Genomic DNA, 19,887 nt, shown 5'->3' with positions numbered 1-19,887 from the left:
AGACGGCAGGGCCCTCAGGCCCGATGGGTCAGCTCAGCGAGGCGAGCGCCTCGTTCCAGGTGGCCGACGGGCGCATGACCGCGGCGGCCTTGGCCGGGTCGGGCTGGTAGTAGCCGCCGATCTCGGCCGGCTTGCCCTGGACGGCGTTCAGCTCGTCGACGATCTTCTGCTCGCCCGCGGTGAGCGTCTCGGCGAGCGGGGCGAAGGCCTTCGCCAGGTCCGCGTCGTCGGTCTGCTTGGCCAGCTCCTGCGCCCAGTACAGGGACAGGAAGAAGTGGCTGCCGCGGTTGTCGATGCCGCCGACGCGACGGGTCGGGGACTTGTCCTCGTTGAGGAAGGTCGCCGTGGCGCGGTCGAGGGTGTCGGCGAGGACCTGCGCGCGGGTGTTGCCCGTGGCCGTCGCGTACTGCTCCAGGGACGGCACCAGCGCGAAGAACTCACCGAGGGAGTCCCAGCGCAGGTAGTTCTCCTTGACCAGCTGCTGGACGTGCTTCGGCGCGGAGCCGCCGGCGCCCGTCTCGAACAGGCCGCCGCCCGCCATCAGCGGGACGACCGACAGCATCTTGGCGCTGGTGCCCAGCTCCAGGATCGGGAAGAGGTCCGTGAGGTAGTCGCGCAGGACGTTGCCGGTCACCGAGATGGTGTTCTCGCCGCGGCGGATGCGCTCCACCGACAGCTTGGTGGCGTCGACCGGGGCGAGGATGCGGATGTCCAGGCCCTCGGTGTCGTGCTCCGGCAGGTACGCGTTGACCTTGGCGATCAGGTTGGCGTCGTGCGCGCGGGTCTCGTCCAGCCAGAAGACGGCCGGGTCGCCGGTGGCGCGGGCGCGGGTGACGGCCAGCTTCACCCAGTCCTTGATCGGGGCGTCCTTGGTCTGGCAGGCGCGGAAGATGTCACCGGCGGAGACCGCCTGCTCGATCACCACGTCGCCGGCCTGGTCGACCAGGCGGATCGTACCGGCGGCCTTGGCCTCGAAGGTCTTGTCGTGGGAGCCGTACTCCTCGGCCTTCTGCGCCATCAGGCCGACGTTAGGGACCGAGCCCATGGTCGACGGGTCGTAGGCGCCGTTCGCACGGCAGTCGTCGATCACGGCCTGGTATACGCCGGCGTAGGAGGAGTCCGGCAACACGGCCAGGGTGTCGGCCTCCTGACCGTCCGGGCCCCACATGTGGCCGGAGGTGCGGATCATGGCCGGCATCGAGGCGTCGACGATCACGTCGGACGGCACGTGCAGGTTGGTGATGCCCTTGTCGGAGTCGACCATGGCCAGCTCCGGGCCCTCGGCGATCTCCGCCTCGAAGGACGCCTTGATCTCGGCGCCGTTCGGCAGCGCGTCCAGGCCCTTGAGGATGCCGCCCAGACCGTCGTTCGGGGACAGACCGGCGGCGGCGAGGGCCGCGCCGTACTGCTCGAAGGTCTTCGGGAAGAAGGCGCGCACCACGTGGCCGAAGACGATCGGGTCGGAGACCTTCATCATCGTGGCCTTGAGGTGCACGGAGAACAGCACGCCCTGGGCCTTGGCCTCGGCGATCTGCGCGGTGAGGAACTCACGCAGCTCGGCCACGTGCATCACGGAGGCGTCGACGACCTCACCGGCGAGGACCGGTACGGACTCGCGCAGGACGGTGGTCGTGCCGTCCTCGGCGACGTGCTCGATCCTGAGCGTGCCGGCCTCGGAGATCACGACGGACTTCTCGGTGGAGCGGAAGTCGTTGCGGCCCATGGTCGCCACGTTCGTCTTGGACTCGGCGGACCAGGCGCCCATGCGGTGCGGGTGGGCCTTGGCGTAGTTCTTGACCGAGGCGGGGGCGCGCCGGTCGGAGTTGCCCTCACGCAGGACCGGGTTCACGGCGGAGCCCTTGACCTTGTCGTAGCGGGCCTGGATCTCCCGCTCCTCGTCGGTCTTCGGGTCGTCCGGGTAGTTCGGCAGCGCGTAGCCCTGGCCCTGGAGCTCGGCGATCGCGGCCTTGAGCTGCGGGATCGACGCCGAGATGTTCGGCAGCTTGATGATGTTGGCCGCCGGCGTCTTGGCGAGCTCACCGAGCTCGGCCAGGGCGTCCGGGATGCGCTGGTCCTCGGTCAGGTGCTCCGGGAACACCGCGATGATGCGGCCGGCCAGCGAGATGTCCCGCGTCTCCACGGCGACACCCGCCTGCGAGGCGTAGGCCTGGACCACCGGCAGGAACGAATACGTCGCCAGGGCGGGGGCCTCGTCAGTGTGCGTATAGATGATGGTCGAGTCAGTCACCGGGTGCTCCGCTCCACGTCTGCAACATTGCTCGACATCAAGATATCTCGTGATCGACCCGTACTCGACAGGGGTCCGCACTGAGGTGCGGGATATCTGCCGCGATCTCGAATCCGCGCAACCGGACCTACCGCCTCCGTGCAACCGGATCGCCCGTCCCGCAGTCATGTAAGGCGATCACCACCGATCCGGCGGCCGGCCATGACCATCCGGCCGCCCGAGCGAAAGCGGACCATGAGATATCGCAGCAGAGTGACGGCCCCCGCGGCCGCCCTGATCGGCACGGCAGCGGCCCTGGCCGCCGCCCCCTCCGCCCACGCGACGCCGACGCTGACGGGGGCGTCGGCCGCCAAGACCTCCGGCACCCCGGGCCCCGAGACCCTCGGTGACCCGGTCTACCCGGCCCTCGGCAACGACGGCTACCGCGTCGGCGCCTACCACCTCGACTTCTCCTACGACGCCACGACCCGCCTGGTCGACGCCACCGCGACCCTGAAGATCCGCACCACCCAGGCCCTGAGCCGCTTCTCCCTCGACTCCCTGGGCCTCGACATCCGCTCCGTCCGCGTCGACGGCCGCAAGGCGGCCTTCGAGCAGGTCGACGAGAAGCTGCGCATCACGCCCGCCCGGACCCTGCCGGCCAAGTGCCGGGTCACCGTCTGCGTCGAGTACTCGGCGGACCCGCGCCGAATTCCGCAGCCGCACACCGGCTGGGTCGACACGCCCGACGGGTTCGCCGTGTGCTGCCAGCCGAACTTGGCCCACACCGTCTTTCCCTGCAACGACCACCCGTCCGACAAGGCCGACTTCTCCTTCCGCCTCGTCGTCCCGAACGGACTGAGCGGCGTGGCGACCGGGCGGCTCGTGCGCACCCAGCGCCTGGACGGCGACCGTACGGCCTACACGTACCGCTCCCGCGAGCCCATGGCCACGGAGCTGATCCAGATAACGGTCGGCGACTACGTGGTGAAGCAGCGGCAGGGCCCGAACGGCCTCCCGCTGCGGGACGTCGTCCCGACCGCACGGGCCGAGGCGCTGGAGCCGGCACTGGCGCTCACGCCGGGGATCGTGGCATGGCTGGAGACGCGGCTCGGGGCGTACCCGTTCGAGACGTACGGACTGCTGCCCTGCAACTCCGACGACCCGAACGCCTTCGACTTCACGGGCCTGGAGACCCAGACCCTCACCATCTACAAGCCGAACTACCTGCTCCAGGCGGAGCCGAAGATCGGCTCGCACATGATGCACGAGCTGGTCCACTCCTACTTCGGCAACAGCGTCAGCCCCGCCACCTGGGCCGACCTGTGGATCAACGAGGGCCACGCCGACTTCTACGGGCTGCTCTACCGCTACGAGCGCGGCTGGGCCGACTCCCTCGGCCTCACCTCGATGGAAGCGCGGATGAAGGACACCTACGCGCGCGGCGACCAGTGGCGCCACGACTCGGGGCCGGTCGCGGCGCCGAACGCGGTGAACCTCTTCGACAGCCAGCGCTACCTGGGCGGCGTCCTGGTCCTGTACGCGCTGCGCAACCTCGTCGGCGAGCAGGCCTTCAACGCCCTTGAGCGCGCCTTCCTCGACCGGTTCCGCAACTCCTCGGCGTCCACGGAGGACTACATCGCCGTGGCCTCCGAGGTCTCCGGCCAGGATCTGACCGGATTCCTTCGGGACTGGCTGTACGGCACGAAGACGCCGCGGATGCCGGGGCACCCGGACTGGACGGTCACCCCGGTGAATCCGGCCCTCGCCGCGCCGCACAGCCGCAAGGGCAGCCGGTCCCACGACAACTCGGCCACCCTCTAGGCACGTCCGAGCAGGTCAGTCGAGGCGGACGGGGGTCACCTCGTCCGCCTCTCCGGGGAGGCGCGGATGCGGTATCGACTGCTGCGGTATCGACACCGCCCCCTGCTGGATCGCCACCGTCCGCGTGGGCGCCGGAATGCGGATGCCCTCCGTGCGGTAGCGCTTGTGCAGGCGCTTGATGAACTCGTGCTTGATCCGGTACTGGTCGCTGAACTCGCCGACGCCCAGGATGACCGTGAAGCCGATCCGGGAGTCGCCGAAGGTGTGGAAGCGGATGATCGGCTCGTGGTCCGGAAGGGCGCCCTCGACCTCGGTCATCACCTCGGCGATGACCTCGTTGGTCACCCGCTCGACGTGCTCCAGGTCGCTGTCGTAGGCGACGCCGACCTGGAGCAGGATCGTCAACTCCTGCTCGGGCCGCATGAAGTTGGTCATGTTCGTCTTGGCGAGCTCCCCGTTGGGGATGACGATCAGGTTGTTGGAGAGCGCGCGCACGGTCGTCTGGCGCCAGTTGATGTCCTCGACGTAGCCCTCCTCGCCGCTGCTCAGCCGGATGTAGTCGCCGGGCTGGACGGTCTTGGAGGCGAGGATGTGGATGCCCGCGAAGAGGTTGGCGAGCGTGTCCTGCAAGGCCAGCGCGACCGCCAGACCGCCCACGCCCAGGGCGGTGAGCAGGGGCGCTATGGAGATGCCCAGGGTCTGGAGCACCACCAGGAAGCCGATGGCCAGGATCAGCACCCGGGTGATGTTGACGAAGATCGTGGCCGAGCCCGCGACACCGGGGCGGGACTGGGTGACCGTCCGCATCAGCCCGGCGATCCCGCGGGCCACCGACAGCGTCACGACGAAGATGAGCAGCACGGTCAGGATCTGATTGACGTTGTGCTGGACCGTCTTCGTCAGCGGCAGCGCGGCGCCCGCGGAGGCCGCGCCGCCGAGGAACGCCGCCCACGGCACCACGGTGCGCAGGGTGTCCACGATCAGGTCGTCGCCGCTCCAGCGGGTGCGGTCGGCGTGCTTGCCCAGCCAGCGCAGCAGCATCCGCAGCAGGACGGCCGCCAGCAGCCCCGCCGCCAGTGCTATCCCCGCGACGACCAGGTCGTCCACAGTGAGCGCGCGCTTCACCGGTCACCCCCGAGGAGAAATGCTGCGGCGAACCCCTTCGCCGACGGCCGGATGTGAAGTCTCGTCACGTTGTCACCTGCTCGATTCCGCGATGTGCCGTCGCGCCGGCCACCCCGTCCCCCGAGACCGGCGCGAGGGCTCATCCTGCCGTATCGGGTACACGTGTTCGCGCCGGGAGCGTCGGCCGGACGGCCTCATCGGCCGCTTTCGGGCATTCTCCCTCGAACTTCCGGCACCCCGCGGGCGGAACGACCGCCTCCGCAGGCGCGCTTGATGCGTGAGCGCCGCTCAGGGGGCGCTCCACGCCGCGCGCGCTCCCGCAGCGAGGGGGCGCGGGATGGGGTAGCGGATGCGGTACGGATGCCTCAGCGGTGAACCGCGTCACATGTCCGAGAACGACCCGTGCCGCCCCGCACCGGAGGCGAAACGGGACGCGCCCTCCAGGCTCTGAGCCAACACGCCCATGCCGTGGCGGAGTTCGGCGCGCATCGCGGCCGGCTCGGCCAATCCCTCCTGGTCGAGTACGGAGGCGCGGTCGGCGCGCAGGCAGGCCTGCGGGAACCGCGCGATCGTGGCGGCCAGTTCCTCGGCCTCGGTGCGGGAGCGTCCGCTCGGCACCACACGGTTGGCGAGCCCCATCTCGTACGCCTCGGCGGCCGGCACCGGACGTCCGGTCAGGATCATGTCCATGGCGCGGCTCGTGCCGATCAGCCGGGGCAGCCGTACCGTGCCGCCGTCGATCAGTGGTACGCCCCAGCGGCGGCAGAACACCCCGAAGACCGCGTCCTCCTCGGCGACCCGCAGATCGCACCACAACGCCAGTTCGAGACCTCCGGCCACGGCGTGTCCCGCGACCGCGGCGATCACCGGCTTGGACAGCCGCAGCCGGGTCGGCCCCATCGGGCCGTCGCCGTCCTGCGCGACCTCGTTGCCCCGTCCGCTGCCGAGCGCCTTGAGGTCGGCGCCCGCGCAGAACGTGCCACCCTCACCCCACAGCACCGCCACCCGCGTCTCGTCGTCCGCGTCGAACTCCCGGAAGGCGTCGGCGAGATCGGCGGCCGTGGGCCCGTCGACCGCGTTGCGGACCTCCGGACGGGAGAGGACGACGGTGGTGACGTGCCCCTGGCGCTCGACGCGGACCGGCATGGCGGGGTCCTTTCCGTGGGTCTGACCCCGTACGTTACTGACTGGTCACATGACCTTCCACCGGAACCGAGCGGTCGGAGGGCCTTGATCCGACCGCCTGGATCGGGCCCCTTGATCGGACCGCCTTGATCGGACGGCCTCGATCAGATGACCTTGAAGCGCACGAGCGCCCCCAGCGTCAGTGCCCCCGGCAGCAGCGGCAGCCACACCGTGATGATCCGGTACGCCAGCACGACCGCCGTCGCCACCGCAACCGGGCCGCCCGCCGCCACCAGCGCCACGATCAGCGCCGCCTCGACCGAGCCGAGCCCGCCCGGCGTCGGCACCAGGGCGACGGCGACGGTCGCCGCGAGATAGGCGAGCGCCATGTGGGCCGGCGGTACGTCGAGCCCCAGGGCGAGCCCGACCAGGACCAGACCGGACGCCTGCAGCGCGGGGAAGGCCAGCGAACCGCCCCACAGTGCCAGTGCCCGGGACGGACGGGTGTGCACCGAGCGCGCTTCGTCCAGCGCGGTGCGCAGGAAGGAGAACACGGCGGTGCGCAGCCGGCGTACGAGTGCGAAGACGGCCACGATCACGATCGCCGCCGCGCCGATGATCAGCAGCAGCGGGCCCCACGCCCCCTCCGGCAGGAGCGGCCCGAGTTGCAGCGCGTGCGGGAAGGCGATCAGCAGGGCGGCCAGCAGGCCTACGCGGGCCACGCTCTCCGCGAGCAGATACAGGGCCAGCGCGGCCGAGGAACGGGCGAGCGGCAGCCCGCACACCGTCATGAAGCGCAGGTTGACCGCGCTCGCGCCCAGTCCCGTGGGCAGCAGGTGGTTGGCGGAGCCCGCCGCGAACTGCGTGACGAGCAGCCGCAGTCTGGGCAGCCGGTCGATCACGGCGCCCTGCCGGGTGACGGCCGCAGCGACCCAGGTGAGGCAGGTGGCGCAGGCCGCGGCGAGCAGCCACGGCCACTTGGCCGTCGCCAGATGACCGATGCCCTCGGCGAGCACGGAGCGGTGCTGCACCGCGACCACGATGACGAGGGCGAGCGGAAGCAGGACCAGTATCCGGCGGACCGGGAGACGTCTGAGCAGGCGTCCCGCGGGGAGTCGTACGGCTGTCACATTCGGAGAGGTTCTCCACGCTGTGACAACTGCGGGTAGCGACAGCGGGGACGGCGCCTTACGGACCGGCTGCGGACGGACTTCGGTGTTGACCTCAACATTGCTTGAGGTTCTACGTTCTCTCGCATGAGCATGGAGACCACAGCCTGGACCCAGCTGCACAGCGTCATGAACGCCGAGCAGGAACGCCGCCCCTTCGCCCGCGCCACGCTGCGCCGCGTCGCCGCCTTCGCCCGCCCGCACCGACGCCGGATCGCGTTCTTCGTCGTGCTCGGGGTGATGACCGCGCTGCTCGCCGTCGCGACCCCCGTACTCGCCGGACGCGTCGTCGACGCGATCGTGACGGGCGGCGACGAGGGCACCGTCGTCCGCCTGGCCCTGCTGATCGCCCTGATCGCTGTCGCGGAAGCGGTGCTCGGGATCGTCGCCAGGCGCCTGTCGGCGACGCTCGGCGAGGGCCTCATCCTCGATCTGCGTACGGCTGTGTTCGATCATGTGCAGCGCATGCCGGTCGCGTTCTTCACACGTACTCGTACGGGAGCGCTGGTCTCCCGTCTCAACAACGACGTCATCGGCGCCCAGCGCGCCTTCAGCAACACGCTGTCCGGCGTGGTCAGCAACCTCGTCACCCTGCTGCTCACCCTCGCCGTCATGCTCACCCTGTCCTGGCAGATCACCCTGCTCGCCCTCGTCCTGCTTCCCGTGTTCGTGATCCCGGCCCGCCGCATGGGCCACCGCATGGCCCGCATGCAGCGGGAGGCCGCCGCACTCAACGCCGCGATGGGCACCCGCATGACCGAGCGCTTCTCGGCGCCCGGCGCCACACTGATCAAGCTCTTCGGGCGCCCGGGGGAGGAGTCGGAGGAGTTCACGGCGAGGGCCCGCAGGGTGGCCGACATCGGCGTACGGACGGCCGTCGCCCAGTCGGTGTTCATCACCGCGCTCACCCTGGTGTCGGCCCTGGCCCTCGCCCTGGTCTACGGCCTCGGCGGCTGGTTCGCCCTGCGCGGCACCCTGGAGCCGGGCGCCGTCGTCTCGCTGGCGCTGCTGCTGACCCGTATGTACGCGCCGCTCACCGCGCTCGCCGGCGCCCGCGTCGAGGTCATGAGCGCCCTGGTCAGCTTCGAGCGCGTCTTCGAGGTGCTCGACCTGAAGCCGCTGATCGAGGAGAAGCCGGACGCGAAGGAGGTCCCCGAGGGCCCGGTGTCGGTGGAGTTCGACAACGTCCGCTTCGGCTACCCGTCCGCGGACAAGGTCTCCCTCGCCTCCCTGGAGGAGGTCGCGACCCTCGACACGCGCGGCGGCGCCGAGGTGCTGCACGGCATCTCCTTCCGCGCCGAACCCGGCCAGACGGTCGCTCTCGTCGGCTCGTCCGGCGCGGGCAAGTCGACCGTCGCCCAACTCCTCCCACGGCTCTACGACGTCGACGAGGGCGCCGTACGCGTGGCCGGCACCGACGTCCGCGACCTGAGCGCCGAGTCCTTGCGCGCCACCCTCGGCATGGTCACCCAGGACGGCCACCTCTTCCACGACACCGTCCGCGCCAACCTGCTGCTGGCCCGCCCCACCGCCACCGACGCCGAACTGTGGGACGCCCTGCGCCGCTCCCGCCTCGACGATCTCGTACGGTCCCTGCCCGACGGCCTCGACACGGTGGTCGGCGAGCGCGGCTACCGGCTCTCCGGCGGCGAGCGCCAGCGGATGACCATCGCCCGGCTGCTGCTGGCCCGTCAGCGCGTCGTCATCCTCGACGAGGCCACCGCCCACCTCGACAACACCTCCGAGGCCGCCGTCCAGGAGGCGCTCACCGAGGCGCTGGAGGGCAGGACCGCGGTCGTGATCGCCCACCGGCTGTCCACCGTGCGGGCGGCGGACCTGATCCTGGTCGTCGAGGCCGGTCGGATCGTCGAACACGGCACGCACGACGAGTTGCTGGCGGCGGGCGGACGCTACGCCGAGCTGTACCGGACACAGTTCGAGCAGCTGGATTCGGCCAAGGTCGACAGCCGTACCCATCAGGAACACACAAACCTCGACAGCATCATTGCTTCCACTGTGTTCACAACCTAGTGTGCGTTGGGTTTCCGAACAGCACCGCACATGATCTGACGCTCCCTCAAGCCGTGCAGCGCCGCACTGTCGTCCCGAGGAAGGCCACACGTCGATGCCGCTCACCCCCGTGCCCCCCACCGGCCCGTCCCGCACGCCGGGCGTACCGGTCAGCCGCCGCCGTCTCCTGGAGGGAGGAGCCGCCCTGCTCGGGGTGCTCGCCGTCGCCGGATCGTCCGCCACGGTGCACGCGGCCGACGGGGCCGGAGCGGCGGCCGACACCCCGGAGTGGAACGGCCACATCGACGTCTTCCGGATCGGCACCCAGCCGCCGCACACCACCCTCATGCCGTACGCGGACGTGAGGCAGGCGCTGGACGCCGACCGCACCCGCTCGCCGTACCGCCTCAGTCTCGACGGCAAGTGGAAGTTCGCCTACGCCGACCGCCCCGACGACCGGGACCCCGACTTCCACCGCACCGACGTCGATGACAGCGACTGGGACAGCATTCCGGTCCCCTCCGTCTGGCAGATGCACGGCTACGACCGCCCGATCTTCGTCAACATCACCTACCCCTGGTGGGGCCCCAACGGCCTGGGCGAGGAGGCGCAGCCCCCGGCCGTGCCGACCCGCTTCAACCCGGTGGGGCAGTACCGCCGTACCTTCACCGTGCCGAGCGGCTGGTCGGGGCGGCGCACCTTCCTGCACTTCGAGGGCGTGAAGTCCGCGCACTACGTATGGATCAACGGGGAGTTGGTGGGGTACGCCGAGGACTCCTTCACCCCCGCCGAGTACGACATCACCCTGCACCTCAAGCCCGGCACCAACCAGATCGCCGTCGAGGTCTACCGCTTCTCCGACGGCGACTGGCTGGAGGACCAGGACATGATCCGGCTGAGCGGCATCTTCCGCTCGGTCTACCTCTACTCCACGCCCGAAGTCCGCCTGCGCGACTTCAAGCTGGACACCCCGCTCAGCGACGACTACACGGCCGCCGAGCTGTCCGTCACCGCCAACGTGCGCTCGTACGGCGGGACGGCTGAGGGCGGCTACTCCGTCGAGACGCAGCTGTACGACTCCCGCGGCCACGCCGTCTGGTCCAGGCCGCTCCAGCAGGCCGTCGACCTCGCGTCCGCCCCCGCCGGTGAGGACGTGACCGTCCGGGCGAGCAGAGCCGTGCCCGAGCCGAAGCTGTGGTCCGCCGAGCACCCGAACCTCTACACCGCCGTGCTGCGGCTGCGCGATCCGGCCGGCAAGGTGATCGAGACCCTGTCGCACCGCGTCGGCCTGCGCGAGTTCGCGCTCAAGGACGGCCTGATGCGGATCAACGGCAAGCCGGTGTCCTTCCGCGGCGCGAACCGGCACGAGATGCACCCCGACAGCGGCATGGCGCTCACCCGCGCGCACATGGTCAGGGACATCGAGATCATCAAGCGGATGAACATGAACTCCGTCCGCACCTCGCACTACCCCAACAACCCGCTCTGGTACGAACTCGCGGACGAGTACGGCCTCTACCTCGTCGACGAGACCAACCTCGAAACCCACGGCATCCGAGACGAGTACCCCGGCAATCACGCCGACTGGACCAAGGCATGCGTGGCCCGCGCCCAGAGCATGGTCCACCGCGACAAGAACCACCCCTCGGTCGTCATCTGGTCGCTCGGCAACGAGGCCGGCGGCGGCAGCACCTTCGTCGCCATGCACGACTGGATCAAGTCCTACGACACCACGCGCGTGATCCAGTACGAGGGCGACGACCGGCCGACGATCAGCGACATCCGCTCCGAGATGTACGACAGCCCGTCCCGCGTCGAGCAGCGCGCGAAGGACACCGCCGACACCCGGCCGTACGTCATGATCGAGTACGCGCACGCGATGGGGAACTCGAACGGCAACTTCAAGGAGTACTGGGACATCGTCCGCCGCTACGACGTCCTCCAGGGCGGCTGGATCTGGGACTTCGTCGACCAGTCGCTGAACTGGCCCGTGCCGACACGCAAGTTCCTCACCGAGGCCGGGCCGGGCGCGCTGCGCGGCGAGATCCTCACCGCGAGCGGCACCTTCGACCGAGCCAAGGGCGTCTCCGGGGCCACCGTCTTCCCCCGCGACGAGCGCCTCGACCTGACCGGCTCGCTCACCCTGGAAGCCTGGGTCACCCCGCACCACACCGGCTACCACCAGCCGATCATCGCCAAGGGCGACACCCAGTACGCCCTCAAGCAGTCGGACGACACCCTGGAGTTCTTCATCCACGGCGACGGCCAGTGGATCACCGCCAACTGGGCCCTCCCGGCCGACTGGACCGGCCGCGAGCACCACATCGCCGGAGTCTTCGACGCGGACACGGGCACGCTGACCCTCCACGTCGACGGCGAGGTGAAGTCCACCCGCACCACCACGCGCAGGCCCGCCACCACCACCGCGCCCCTCGCCCTCGCCACCGACGTGGACAACCCCACGCGGGAGTTCAGCGGCACGATCCGCCGAGCCCGCGTGTACGCGCGTGCGCTCAGCGCCGCCGAACTCGGCCGCGACAGCCGGGGTCCCGGTGACGAGGGCGTACGTTTCTGGTTCGACGCGGCCACCGTCGACCTCACCGAGAAGCGGCCCCGCGCGAAGACCTTCTTTCCGTACGGGGGCGACTGGGGCGACAACCCCAACGACGGCACCTCCAACGCCGACGGCATCGTCACCGCCGACCGCCGCCACACCGGCAAGGCGGCCGAGATCAAGCAGATCTACCAGGCGGTCAACGCGGCCCCGGCGTCCGGTGACTCACTGACAGCCGGCGCCGCCATCACCCTCACCAACGAGTACCTGTTCACCAACATCCGCGAGTTCGACGGCCGTTGGGAGCTCGTCGCCGACGGCGAGGTGGTGCGGCGCGGCAGGCTGAGCCGCGCCCAGCTGGACGTCCCGCCGCTCGGCAGCAAGGACATCACGGTGCCGGTGAAGCTGCCGGACGACCCGGCCCCGGGCACCGAGTACTTCCTCCAACTCTCCTTCACCACCAAGGAATCCACCCCGTGGGCGAAGGCGGGCTTCGAGGTGGCCAAGCAGCAACTCGCCATCGACGCCGACACCCCGGCCGTGGAGCCGGTGCCCCTGGCGAAGGTGCCGGCTCTCCGCCACGAGGAGGGGGACAAGGTCCTCACCGTCAAGGGAGAGGGTTTCTCGGTCACCATCGACAAGACCAGCGGCGTCATCACGTCGTACGAGTCCCGCGGCACACAGCTCCTCACCTCCGGCCCGGTGCCGAACTACTGGCGGGCACCCACCGAGAACGACCGCGGCAACGGCCAGCACACCCGCAACCAGACCTGGCGCGACGCGGGCGCGAACCGCAAGGTGACGGACGTGGCGGTGCGCGCCCTGCGCGACAAGGCGGTGGAGATCAAGGTCAGCGGCACCCTGCCGACTTCCGTCGAGTCGACGTACACCACCACCTACACGGTGTTCGGCAACGGCGAGATCAAGGTCGACAACACCCTGCACCCGGGCGCCGCGTCCCTGCCGTACATCCCGGAGGTCGGCACGCTGCTGTGCCTGCCCGGACGTTTCGAGCGGCTGCGCTACTACGGCCGCGGGCCGGAGGAGAACTACGTCGACCGCCGCGACGCCACCGACGTGGGCGTGTACGCCGGAACCGTCTCCGAGCAGTGGACCCCGTACATCCGCCCGCAGGAGAACGGCAACAAGACCGACGTCCGCTGGATCGCCCTGACCGACGCCAGGGGCACCGGCCTGCTCGTCTCCGGCGAACCCCTGCTGGAGGTCAACGCCTCGCACTTCACCCCGGAGGACCTGTCCTGCGGCGTCCGCCACGACTACCAGCTCACCCCGCGCGACGAGGTCGTCCTGCGCGTGAACCACCGTCAGATGGGCCTGGGCGGCGACAACAGCTGGGGCGCGCACACCCACGACCAGTACAAGCTGTTCCCGAGCCGCGACTACTCCTACACCTACCGGCTGCGCCCGCTGAGGGACGTCAACGAGGCGATGGCGGCGTGCCGCAGGCCCACCGCGGTGGAGTGACCCGACGCGACCTCGGCCCCCCGACCGCAGTGTGATCCACCTGTAACACCCGCAGGCGCAACCGGTGATGTTGTATTGAGCGTCGGGCTGTAGTGCGATGCTGAGCCGAGGGCACTCGGAGCTAGAGAAACAGGGGACGAAACCGTCATGGAGAACTTGCGGCCCGGCGATCCCACACAGGTCGGGGACTACCGGTTGCTCCGACGGCTCGGAGCCGGGGGCATGGGGCGGGTGTTCCTCGGCCGGTCGCAGCGGGGGCGCACGGTCGCCGTGAAGCTGGTCCATGCGCAGTTGGCGTACGACGCCGAGTTCCGCCGCCGGTTCCGCGCGGAGGTGGCCGCGGCGCGGCAGGTGGGCGGGGAGTGGACGGCCCCGGTCCTGGATGCAGACACCGAGGCGGACACTCCCTGGGTCGCCACCGGGTACGTCGCCGGTCCCACCTTGCACGAGGCGGTGACCGAGATGGGCGGGCCGCTGCCGGAGCAGTCGGTGTGGCACCTGGCCTCCGGTCTGGCCCGTGCGCTGCAGAGCATCCATGGCTGCGGGCTGGTGCACCGGGACCTCAAGCCGTCGAACGTCATGCTGACGGTCAACGGCCCCCGGGTGATCGACTTCGGTGTCGCCCGCGCGGCGGAGGCCAGTGTGCTGACCCGCACCGGTGCCATGGTCGGCTCTCCGGGGTACATGTCGCCCGAGCAGATCCTGGGCAGCGAGATCACCGGGCTGAGCGACGTGTTCAGTCTCGGCCTGGTGCTGGCGTTCGCCGCCACGGGCCGACAGGCATTCGGCGGCACGGACAGCGGCGCACACGCGATCATGCTGCGGGTGACCGAGGACGAACCGGACCTGGAGGGGATGCCCGAGCCGCTGGCCGAGTTCGTGGGGCGGTGCCTCGCCAAGCAGCCCGAGCACCGGATTCCGCTGGCGGAGATCGTGGCGACGGCAGAGGCGGCCACGGCGGATGCCCCCTCGGACGCGTGGCTTCCGGGCGCCCTGATGGCGGAGCTCGGCAGGCATGCCGCCGCCCTCCTCGACCTCGAGGATGCGCCGCCGCCGACCCGGGTCGACAACCCGGCCCCGGGTCGTGTCGGGGACGACGTGCACGCTCTGCCGACCATGCACGGCGGGCGCGTCCCTGCCCCGCCGCCGGGCACTCCGACGCCGGTACCGATGCCCCCCGTACCCACGCCGACGCCGTCCCCCATGCCGCCGATGCCGACACCGACGCCACGGACAACGGTGACCACACCGCCGATGCCGCCGGTACCGGGCGGCTTCCCGCCGGGCGGCAGCCGAGCGAGCCGGGTCGGCCCCGTGCTGCTCGCTTTTGCCGCCGTCGTCGTGATCGCCATCGTTCTGTCCGTGGCGCTTCCCGGCCTCGGAGGAAAAGGGGACCGAGCCAACTCCGGGGCGTCCGGGGCGGGTTCCTCCACGAACTCCCCGAAGGCGTCCCCGGCCGACTACAAGGGCAAGTGGACCGGGAACGTGCGCGAGTCGGACGGCAGCCTCTACTCGATCCAGGTGAACTACAAGGGCGGGAAGATCGGCGACCAGGTGGCCACCGTCGAGTACCCGTCACTGGCGTGCAGCGGCCGATGGATCCTCACCATGGACACCGGGCATTCGGTGCAGGTCCGAGAGGAGATCACCAAGGAGAGCAGCCCGATGAACTGCGTCGACGAGGTCGATCTCATCCTGACCCCCTCGGGCGACGGCGCTCTGCGCTACGAGGTGACGAGCGTGGAGGACACCGGAACGCTGCAGCGCAGCAAGTGAACCGACACAGATCAGGAGGTCAGTCCGGGAGGGGCAGCGGCGGAAGCTGCTGGTACTCGGAGCGGCCCCGGTTGAGCACGGAGATCGTCGCGGCGGTCAGCCACGGCACGGTCGGCCCGGCCAGCCGCATCGGCTCCCACTGCTGGTAGTCGGTGAACAGCGCCCACTGCTCGAGCACGGGAAGAAAGCTGATGATCTCGTGGTGCCGAACCGTCACCCAACGGTTCTCCGCCGCGACATGCAGCAGCATGCGGCGGTCGGTGAGTATCGCGCGGCAGGAGGAGAAGTCGCGCCACTGCGCCTGAGCCATCGCCTGCGCCCGGTTGCGGGCACTGTTGTTGGAGAGCGCGTCTCCGACCAGCCCGGCGGCGACGAACATCGGTGACCCGAAGTAGAAGCCCGAGCGCTGGTTGTAGGTCACGTTCGTGCCGTAAAAGCGCGAGTAGTCCGCCGCCACGTCGCCGTATGCGATCTCACCCTGTTCGAGCAGTACACCTGGAGTGGCGATCGGGGCCAACTCCCCTCCGCCGCGCAGGTGTCGGTGGAGAGAACATGCGGCCTCCCATCCCTGCTGGTGAAGGGCGCGCAAGTGATCGTCAGCTGAATTCCGTTGTGGCACTGCCTCTAGCCCCCACTGCGACACAGAACGGGTGGATCACCGTCCGCTCCCATAATGCCAGGTGGGGATGGATCGGGACCCGAGTATTGCGTGCTGAGCGCAGGACCTTCACGGGTGGGCATGAGGTCGGCTGAGACGCGGCGGGCACATTTTCCCACGTACTCCTTACCTGCGCTCCCGATGCCGGTGGGTCGAGGCGAGGGCGTTTATCTCGCCTCCTCCGGGTCACGCGCCATATGGGAAAAAGTGTCGGCTGGGACCGTCTATGCCGCGTCCGTACGGGAGTCGCGACCTGGCCGCCGGTACACCAGGAAAGGGACGACTCATGACGGAGATCCGACCCGCCACCACCTCCGATTCCGGCGCACCGGTGGAGAGCGACGAACACTCGCTCACCGTGGGCCCCGGGGGGCCGATCCTGCTGCAGGACGCCTATTTGATCGAGCAGATGGCGCAGTTCAACCGGGAGCGGATACCCGAACGGCAGCCGCATGCCAAGGGAAGCGGCGCCTTCGGTCACTTCGAGGTGACACACGATGTCAGTGCGTACACGAAGGCGGCCCTCTTCCAGCCCGGTACGCGCACCGACCTGGTCATCCGCTTCTCCACCGTCGCCGGCGAGCGCGGCAGCCCGGACACCTGGCGTGACCCGCGCGGATTCGCGGTGAAGTTCTACACCAGCGAAGGCAACTACGACATGGTCGGCAACAACACGCCGGTCTTCTTCGTGAAGGATCCGATGAAGTTCCAGCACTTCATCCGGTCCCAGAAACGCCGCGCGGACAACAACCTGCGCGACCACGACATGCAGTGGGACTTCTGGACCCTCTCCCCGGAGTCCGCCCACCAGGTCACATGGCTGATGGGCGACCGCGGCATCCCGCGCACCTGGCGCCACATGAACGGCTACACCTCCCACACCTACATGTGGATCAACGCCGCCGGCGAACGCTTCTGGGTGAAGTACACCTTCAAGACCGACCAGGGCATCGAGTTCTTCACCCAGCACGAGGCCGACCAGATGGCCGCGGCCGACACGGACTACCACACCCGGGATCTCTTCGAGCACATCCGGGACGGTGACTACCCCAGCTGGACCCTGTACGTGCAGGTGATGCCGTACGAGGACGCCGCGGGCTACCGCTTCAACCCGTTCGACCTCACCAAGGTGTGGCCGCACGGCGACTACCCGCTCATCCCGGTCGGTCGCATGACGCTCGACCGCAACCCCACCGACAACCACGCGCAGATCGAACAGGCGGCGTTCCAGCCCAACAACTTCGTCCCCGGCATCGGTCCGAGCCCGGACCGCATGCTGCTGGCCCGTCTGTTCTCCTACGCGGACGCCCACCGCCATCGGATCGGCGGCAACTACCAGCAGCTTCCGGTGAACGCCCCCGTCGTCGACGTCCACACCTACTCGAAGGACGGGGCGATGGCCTACCGGAACACCACCGACCCGGTGTATGCCCCGAACTCCAAGGGCGGCCCCGCGGCGGACACCGAGCACTACGGATCCCCGCCCAGCTGGACGGCCGACGGCGAGATCACCCGGGCCGCCTACGTCTCCCACCCCGAGGACGACGACTGGGGCCAGCCCGGCACCATGGTGCGCGAGGTCCTGGACGACGCCGCCCGCGACCGCCTGGTCGACAACGTCGTCGGACACCTCCTCAACGGAGTGAGCGAACCCGTCCTGGAGCGAGCGTTCGCGTACTGGTCGAAGATCGACGAGACCATCGGCAAGCGCATCGCCGACGGCGTACGGGCCAAGGCCGACGAGAAGGACCCCAAGGCCGCCGAACAGGGCAACCCGGCACGGAGCTCCATGCAGCACAAGGCCTGAAAGGCCTGATCGGGCCCCACGGCAGGGACGGCTGACGCCGACGGCCCGGCGGGAGAGCGCTCTGGCTCTCTCTCGCCGGACTGCGCCAGCTCGTCGTCGGTCCGGCCGGGGGGCGGGGTCTGCGGGGTCTGCGGCGCGGAGGTCATGGCTTGCTCACGGTGACGGTGTAGGTGTGGATGGTGGCCCGGTACTTCTCGGCGGGGGTGGGGCTGCCGCTCGGGACAGGGGACGGGGTGACGGGACCGCCGGCATCGCCGCCGTCGGCGCAGGCACCGTGCGGGCACTGGATGAGCCGGATCTTCGTCGTGCCCGGACCGACGGCCTTGAAGTCGAAGAAGTCCACTTCGATGGGGACGGGTCTGCCCTCGGCAACGGACTTCTCGATGTCCGGCAGCACGTCACGACGCTCTTCCGCACCGCGAACCTACTGGTACTCGTACTGCCTGCCGGTGTGCGGGCTGATCTCGTCGTTGGCGATCTCGTTCTGCCCGTCGCTGTCCATTCCATCCGGAACGTCGGTCCACCAGTGGGTGTTGTCGCCGTCGCCTTCCTCGTGCAGGCGCAGCTGTTCGTTGTGGAGACGTTCGCGGAGGGCGTCGGGGTCGTTCTCCTGCCCGGACGGTCCGCCGGTCAACTCCAGGGCGTAGACGGGATCGACCTGTCGCCGGGCCGTGACGACCGGGCTGAGGTCCACTCGTCGCCCTGGCGGCGTGGCGGGCCCTCGGCGTGTACACCTGAACCTGCGGGCACCAGTGGCGAAGGTCACGGAGGCCGGCGAAGGGTGATGCGTAGGCTGGTCGTCGCCGTCGTGGTGACAGTCCTGGGTGAGCGGAAAGAGCCAGGGTGTGGCCTGTCGGTGTGTCGGGAAAGTCGGCAATTGGTCAGCACGAGTCCCCGCAAACCTGCGAACGCCGGCCGAACCCGCGACTCGTCATAAGGTAAGGAAACAGCCCTTGACCTGCAATAACGCAGGCAGGGAGCCTAGGTCCGGGAGTACCTCCATGCTGCGAACCATGTTCAAGTCCAAGATCCACCGCGCCACCGTCACCCAGGCCGACCTGCACTACGTGGGATCGGTGACCATCGACGCGGACCTGCTCGACGCCGCCGACCTGCTGCCCGGTGAGCTCGTCCACATCGTCGACATCACCAACGGCGCCCGCCTGGAGACCTACGTCATCGAGGGCGAGCGCGGGTCCGGGGTCATCGGGATCAACGGCGCCGCCGCCCATCTCGTCCACCCCGGCGACCTGGTGATCATCATCAGCTACGCTCAGATGACCGACGCCGAGGCACGGGAGTTCGAGCCGCGGGTCGTGCACGTGGACGGCGCCAACCGGATCGTGGCCCTGGGCGCGGACCCGTCCGAGCCGGTGCCGGGCTCGGACCAGGAGCGCAGCCCGCAGGCCGTGCCGGTGGCCTGACCGCACTCATCCTCAGCCTGACGACGGACCAGGAGCGTGCCATGACCGACATCGAGATCCGTGACGACCGGGCGGCGGGCCGTCTGGAGGCCCTCCTGGGCGACGAAGTCACCGGCCGCATCGAGTACTTCGTCCTCGAATCCCCGGCGCGCGCCCTGGTCCCCGTCCACACCGTCGTGGAGCCGGCCCACGAGGGGAAGGGCATCGCGGGCTCCCTGGCACGCGAGCTGTACGGCATGGCGGCGCGCGAGGGAGCCGTCGTCGCGCCGCTGTGCCCGTACGTCGTGAAGTGGGCCGAGCGTCACCCCGACGAGGCCCCTGCGGCCGACCCGGGGCTGCTGGAGGCGGCGATGGACTGGCTGCGGGAGCACCCCGAGCGCTTCTGACGCCCACCTGGGCGCCCCGATCGAGGCGGGGGAGTGACTGACGGCGCGGCCCTCGGGTACGCGGGGGAGTAGTCCAGAGCCGACGCGCACCGATTGGCCGGAGGACGCCATGACGAACCCGTATCCGGACCCCGTCCCGCCGGGACCGACCCCGGGACCGACCCCGGGCCCGGAGCCACAGCCTCCCGACCCCCACCCGGTACCGCCCCCGGAGCCCTCGCCGGCTCCCGAGCCGCCTCCGGCCCCGACCCCACCATCACCGCCGACCCCGCCCGCACCCCCGGACCCGTCCCCGTCTCCGATCCCCCCGGGCCCGG

14 protein-coding genes are annotated in these 19,887 nt (G+C 69.9%); 7 read left to right on the top strand and 7 right to left on the bottom strand.

The features are described from left to right. Positions 1 to 28: 28 nt before the first annotated feature. Entirely contained in the window at positions 29 to 2,248 is a 2,220-nt protein-coding gene (locus OHT51_RS05730; protein WP_328877791.1) for an NADP-dependent isocitrate dehydrogenase, read from the bottom strand. A 234-nt stretch (positions 2,249 to 2,482) separates the two neighbouring features. On the opposite strand from OHT51_RS05730, the gene OHT51_RS05725 reads away from it, so the two are divergent. After that, positions 2,483 to 4,051: a M1 family metallopeptidase gene (locus OHT51_RS05725; RefSeq protein ID WP_328877790.1), complete on the top strand. Its 1,569-nt coding sequence runs from the start codon at positions 2,483 to 2,485 to the stop codon at positions 4,049 to 4,051. A 15-nt stretch (positions 4,052 to 4,066) separates the two neighbouring features. Here the strand turns inward: OHT51_RS05725 and OHT51_RS05720 are convergent, their stop codons facing one another. The 3 genes from OHT51_RS05720 to OHT51_RS05710 form a co-directional block, all read right to left on the bottom strand. After that, positions 4,067 to 5,176: a mechanosensitive ion channel family protein gene (locus OHT51_RS05720; protein ID WP_328877789.1), complete on the bottom strand. Its 1,110-nt coding sequence runs from the start codon at positions 5,174 to 5,176 to the stop codon at positions 4,067 to 4,069. A 381-nt stretch (positions 5,177 to 5,557) separates the two neighbouring features. Further along, positions 5,558 to 6,322 carry a crotonase/enoyl-CoA hydratase family protein gene (locus OHT51_RS05715; RefSeq protein WP_328877788.1) on the bottom strand — a complete coding sequence of 255 codons (765 nt, stop codon included), beginning with the start codon at positions 6,320 to 6,322 and terminating at the stop codon, positions 5,558 to 5,560. A gap of 143 nt (positions 6,323 to 6,465) precedes the next feature. Beyond that, on the bottom strand, positions 6,466 to 7,431 hold the full coding sequence (locus OHT51_RS05710; RefSeq protein ID WP_328877787.1) for a lysylphosphatidylglycerol synthase transmembrane domain-containing protein: 966 nt from the start codon (positions 7,429 to 7,431) through the stop codon (positions 6,466 to 6,468). A 132-nt stretch (positions 7,432 to 7,563) separates the two neighbouring features. Here OHT51_RS05710 and OHT51_RS05705 point away from each other — a divergent pair, with 132 nt between their 5' ends. The 3 genes from OHT51_RS05705 (at position 7,564) to OHT51_RS05695 (ending at position 15,295) form a co-directional block, all read left to right on the top strand. Next, positions 7,564 to 9,501, top strand: a complete 1,938-nt coding sequence (locus OHT51_RS05705; RefSeq protein ID WP_328884247.1) for an ABC transporter ATP-binding protein — start codon at positions 7,564 to 7,566, stop codon at positions 9,499 to 9,501. A 94-nt stretch (positions 9,502 to 9,595) separates the two neighbouring features. After that, complete coding sequence (locus OHT51_RS05700) at positions 9,596 to 13,519, top strand: glycoside hydrolase family 2 TIM barrel-domain containing protein (RefSeq protein ID WP_328877786.1); 3,924 nt, start codon at positions 9,596 to 9,598, stop codon at positions 13,517 to 13,519. Between the two features lie 147 nt (positions 13,520 to 13,666). Beyond that, positions 13,667 to 15,295 (top strand): serine/threonine-protein kinase, encoded by a 1,629-nt coding sequence (locus OHT51_RS05695; RefSeq protein WP_328877785.1) that lies wholly within the window; start codon positions 13,667 to 13,669, stop codon positions 15,293 to 15,295. A gap of 19 nt (positions 15,296 to 15,314) precedes the next feature. On the opposite strand, the gene OHT51_RS05690 is transcribed toward OHT51_RS05695, so the two are convergent. Beyond that, positions 15,315 to 15,812 (bottom strand): hypothetical protein, encoded by a 498-nt coding sequence (locus OHT51_RS05690; RefSeq protein WP_328877784.1) that lies wholly within the window; start codon positions 15,810 to 15,812, stop codon positions 15,315 to 15,317. 427 nt (positions 15,813 to 16,239) lie between these two features. Here OHT51_RS05690 and OHT51_RS05685 point away from each other — a divergent pair, with 427 nt between their 5' ends. Continuing rightward, positions 16,240 to 17,760 carry a catalase gene (locus OHT51_RS05685; protein ID WP_328877783.1) on the top strand — a complete coding sequence of 507 codons (1,521 nt, stop codon included), beginning with the start codon at positions 16,240 to 16,242 and terminating at the stop codon, positions 17,758 to 17,760. 142 nt (positions 17,761 to 17,902) lie between these two features. Here the strand turns inward: OHT51_RS05685 and OHT51_RS05680 are convergent, their stop codons facing one another. Beyond that, the gene (locus OHT51_RS05680; protein WP_328877782.1) at positions 17,903 to 18,157 is read right to left on the bottom strand and encodes a hypothetical protein; all 255 of its coding nucleotides are present in this window, start codon (positions 18,155 to 18,157) and stop codon (positions 17,903 to 17,905) included. Positions 18,158 to 18,184: 27 nt separating this feature from the next. Further along, complete coding sequence (locus OHT51_RS05675; RefSeq protein ID WP_328877781.1) at positions 18,185 to 18,454, bottom strand: hypothetical protein; 270 nt, start codon at positions 18,452 to 18,454, stop codon at positions 18,185 to 18,187. Positions 18,455 to 18,761: 307 nt separating this feature from the next. Here OHT51_RS05675 and panD point away from each other — a divergent pair, with 307 nt between their 5' ends. Together panD and OHT51_RS05665 are read left to right on the top strand one after the other, a co-directional pair. After that, positions 18,762 to 19,184 carry an aspartate 1-decarboxylase gene (gene panD, locus OHT51_RS05670; protein WP_328877780.1) on the top strand — a complete coding sequence of 141 codons (423 nt, stop codon included), beginning with the start codon at positions 18,762 to 18,764 and terminating at the stop codon, positions 19,182 to 19,184. Positions 19,185 to 19,225: 41 nt separating this feature from the next. Continuing rightward, the gene (locus OHT51_RS05665) at positions 19,226 to 19,570 is read left to right on the top strand and encodes a GNAT family N-acetyltransferase (protein WP_328877779.1); all 345 of its coding nucleotides are present in this window, start codon (positions 19,226 to 19,228) and stop codon (positions 19,568 to 19,570) included. Positions 19,571 to 19,887: the final 317 nt, after the last annotated feature.

The sequence above is a fragment of the Streptomyces sp. NBC_00299 genome, from assembly GCF_036173045.1.
Classification (GTDB): Bacteria; Actinomycetota; Actinomycetes; order Streptomycetales; family Streptomycetaceae; genus Streptomyces; species Streptomyces machairae.
The sequence above is the reverse complement of the archived record's forward strand: the minus strand, read 5'-3'. Positions and strand labels throughout refer to the sequence as shown.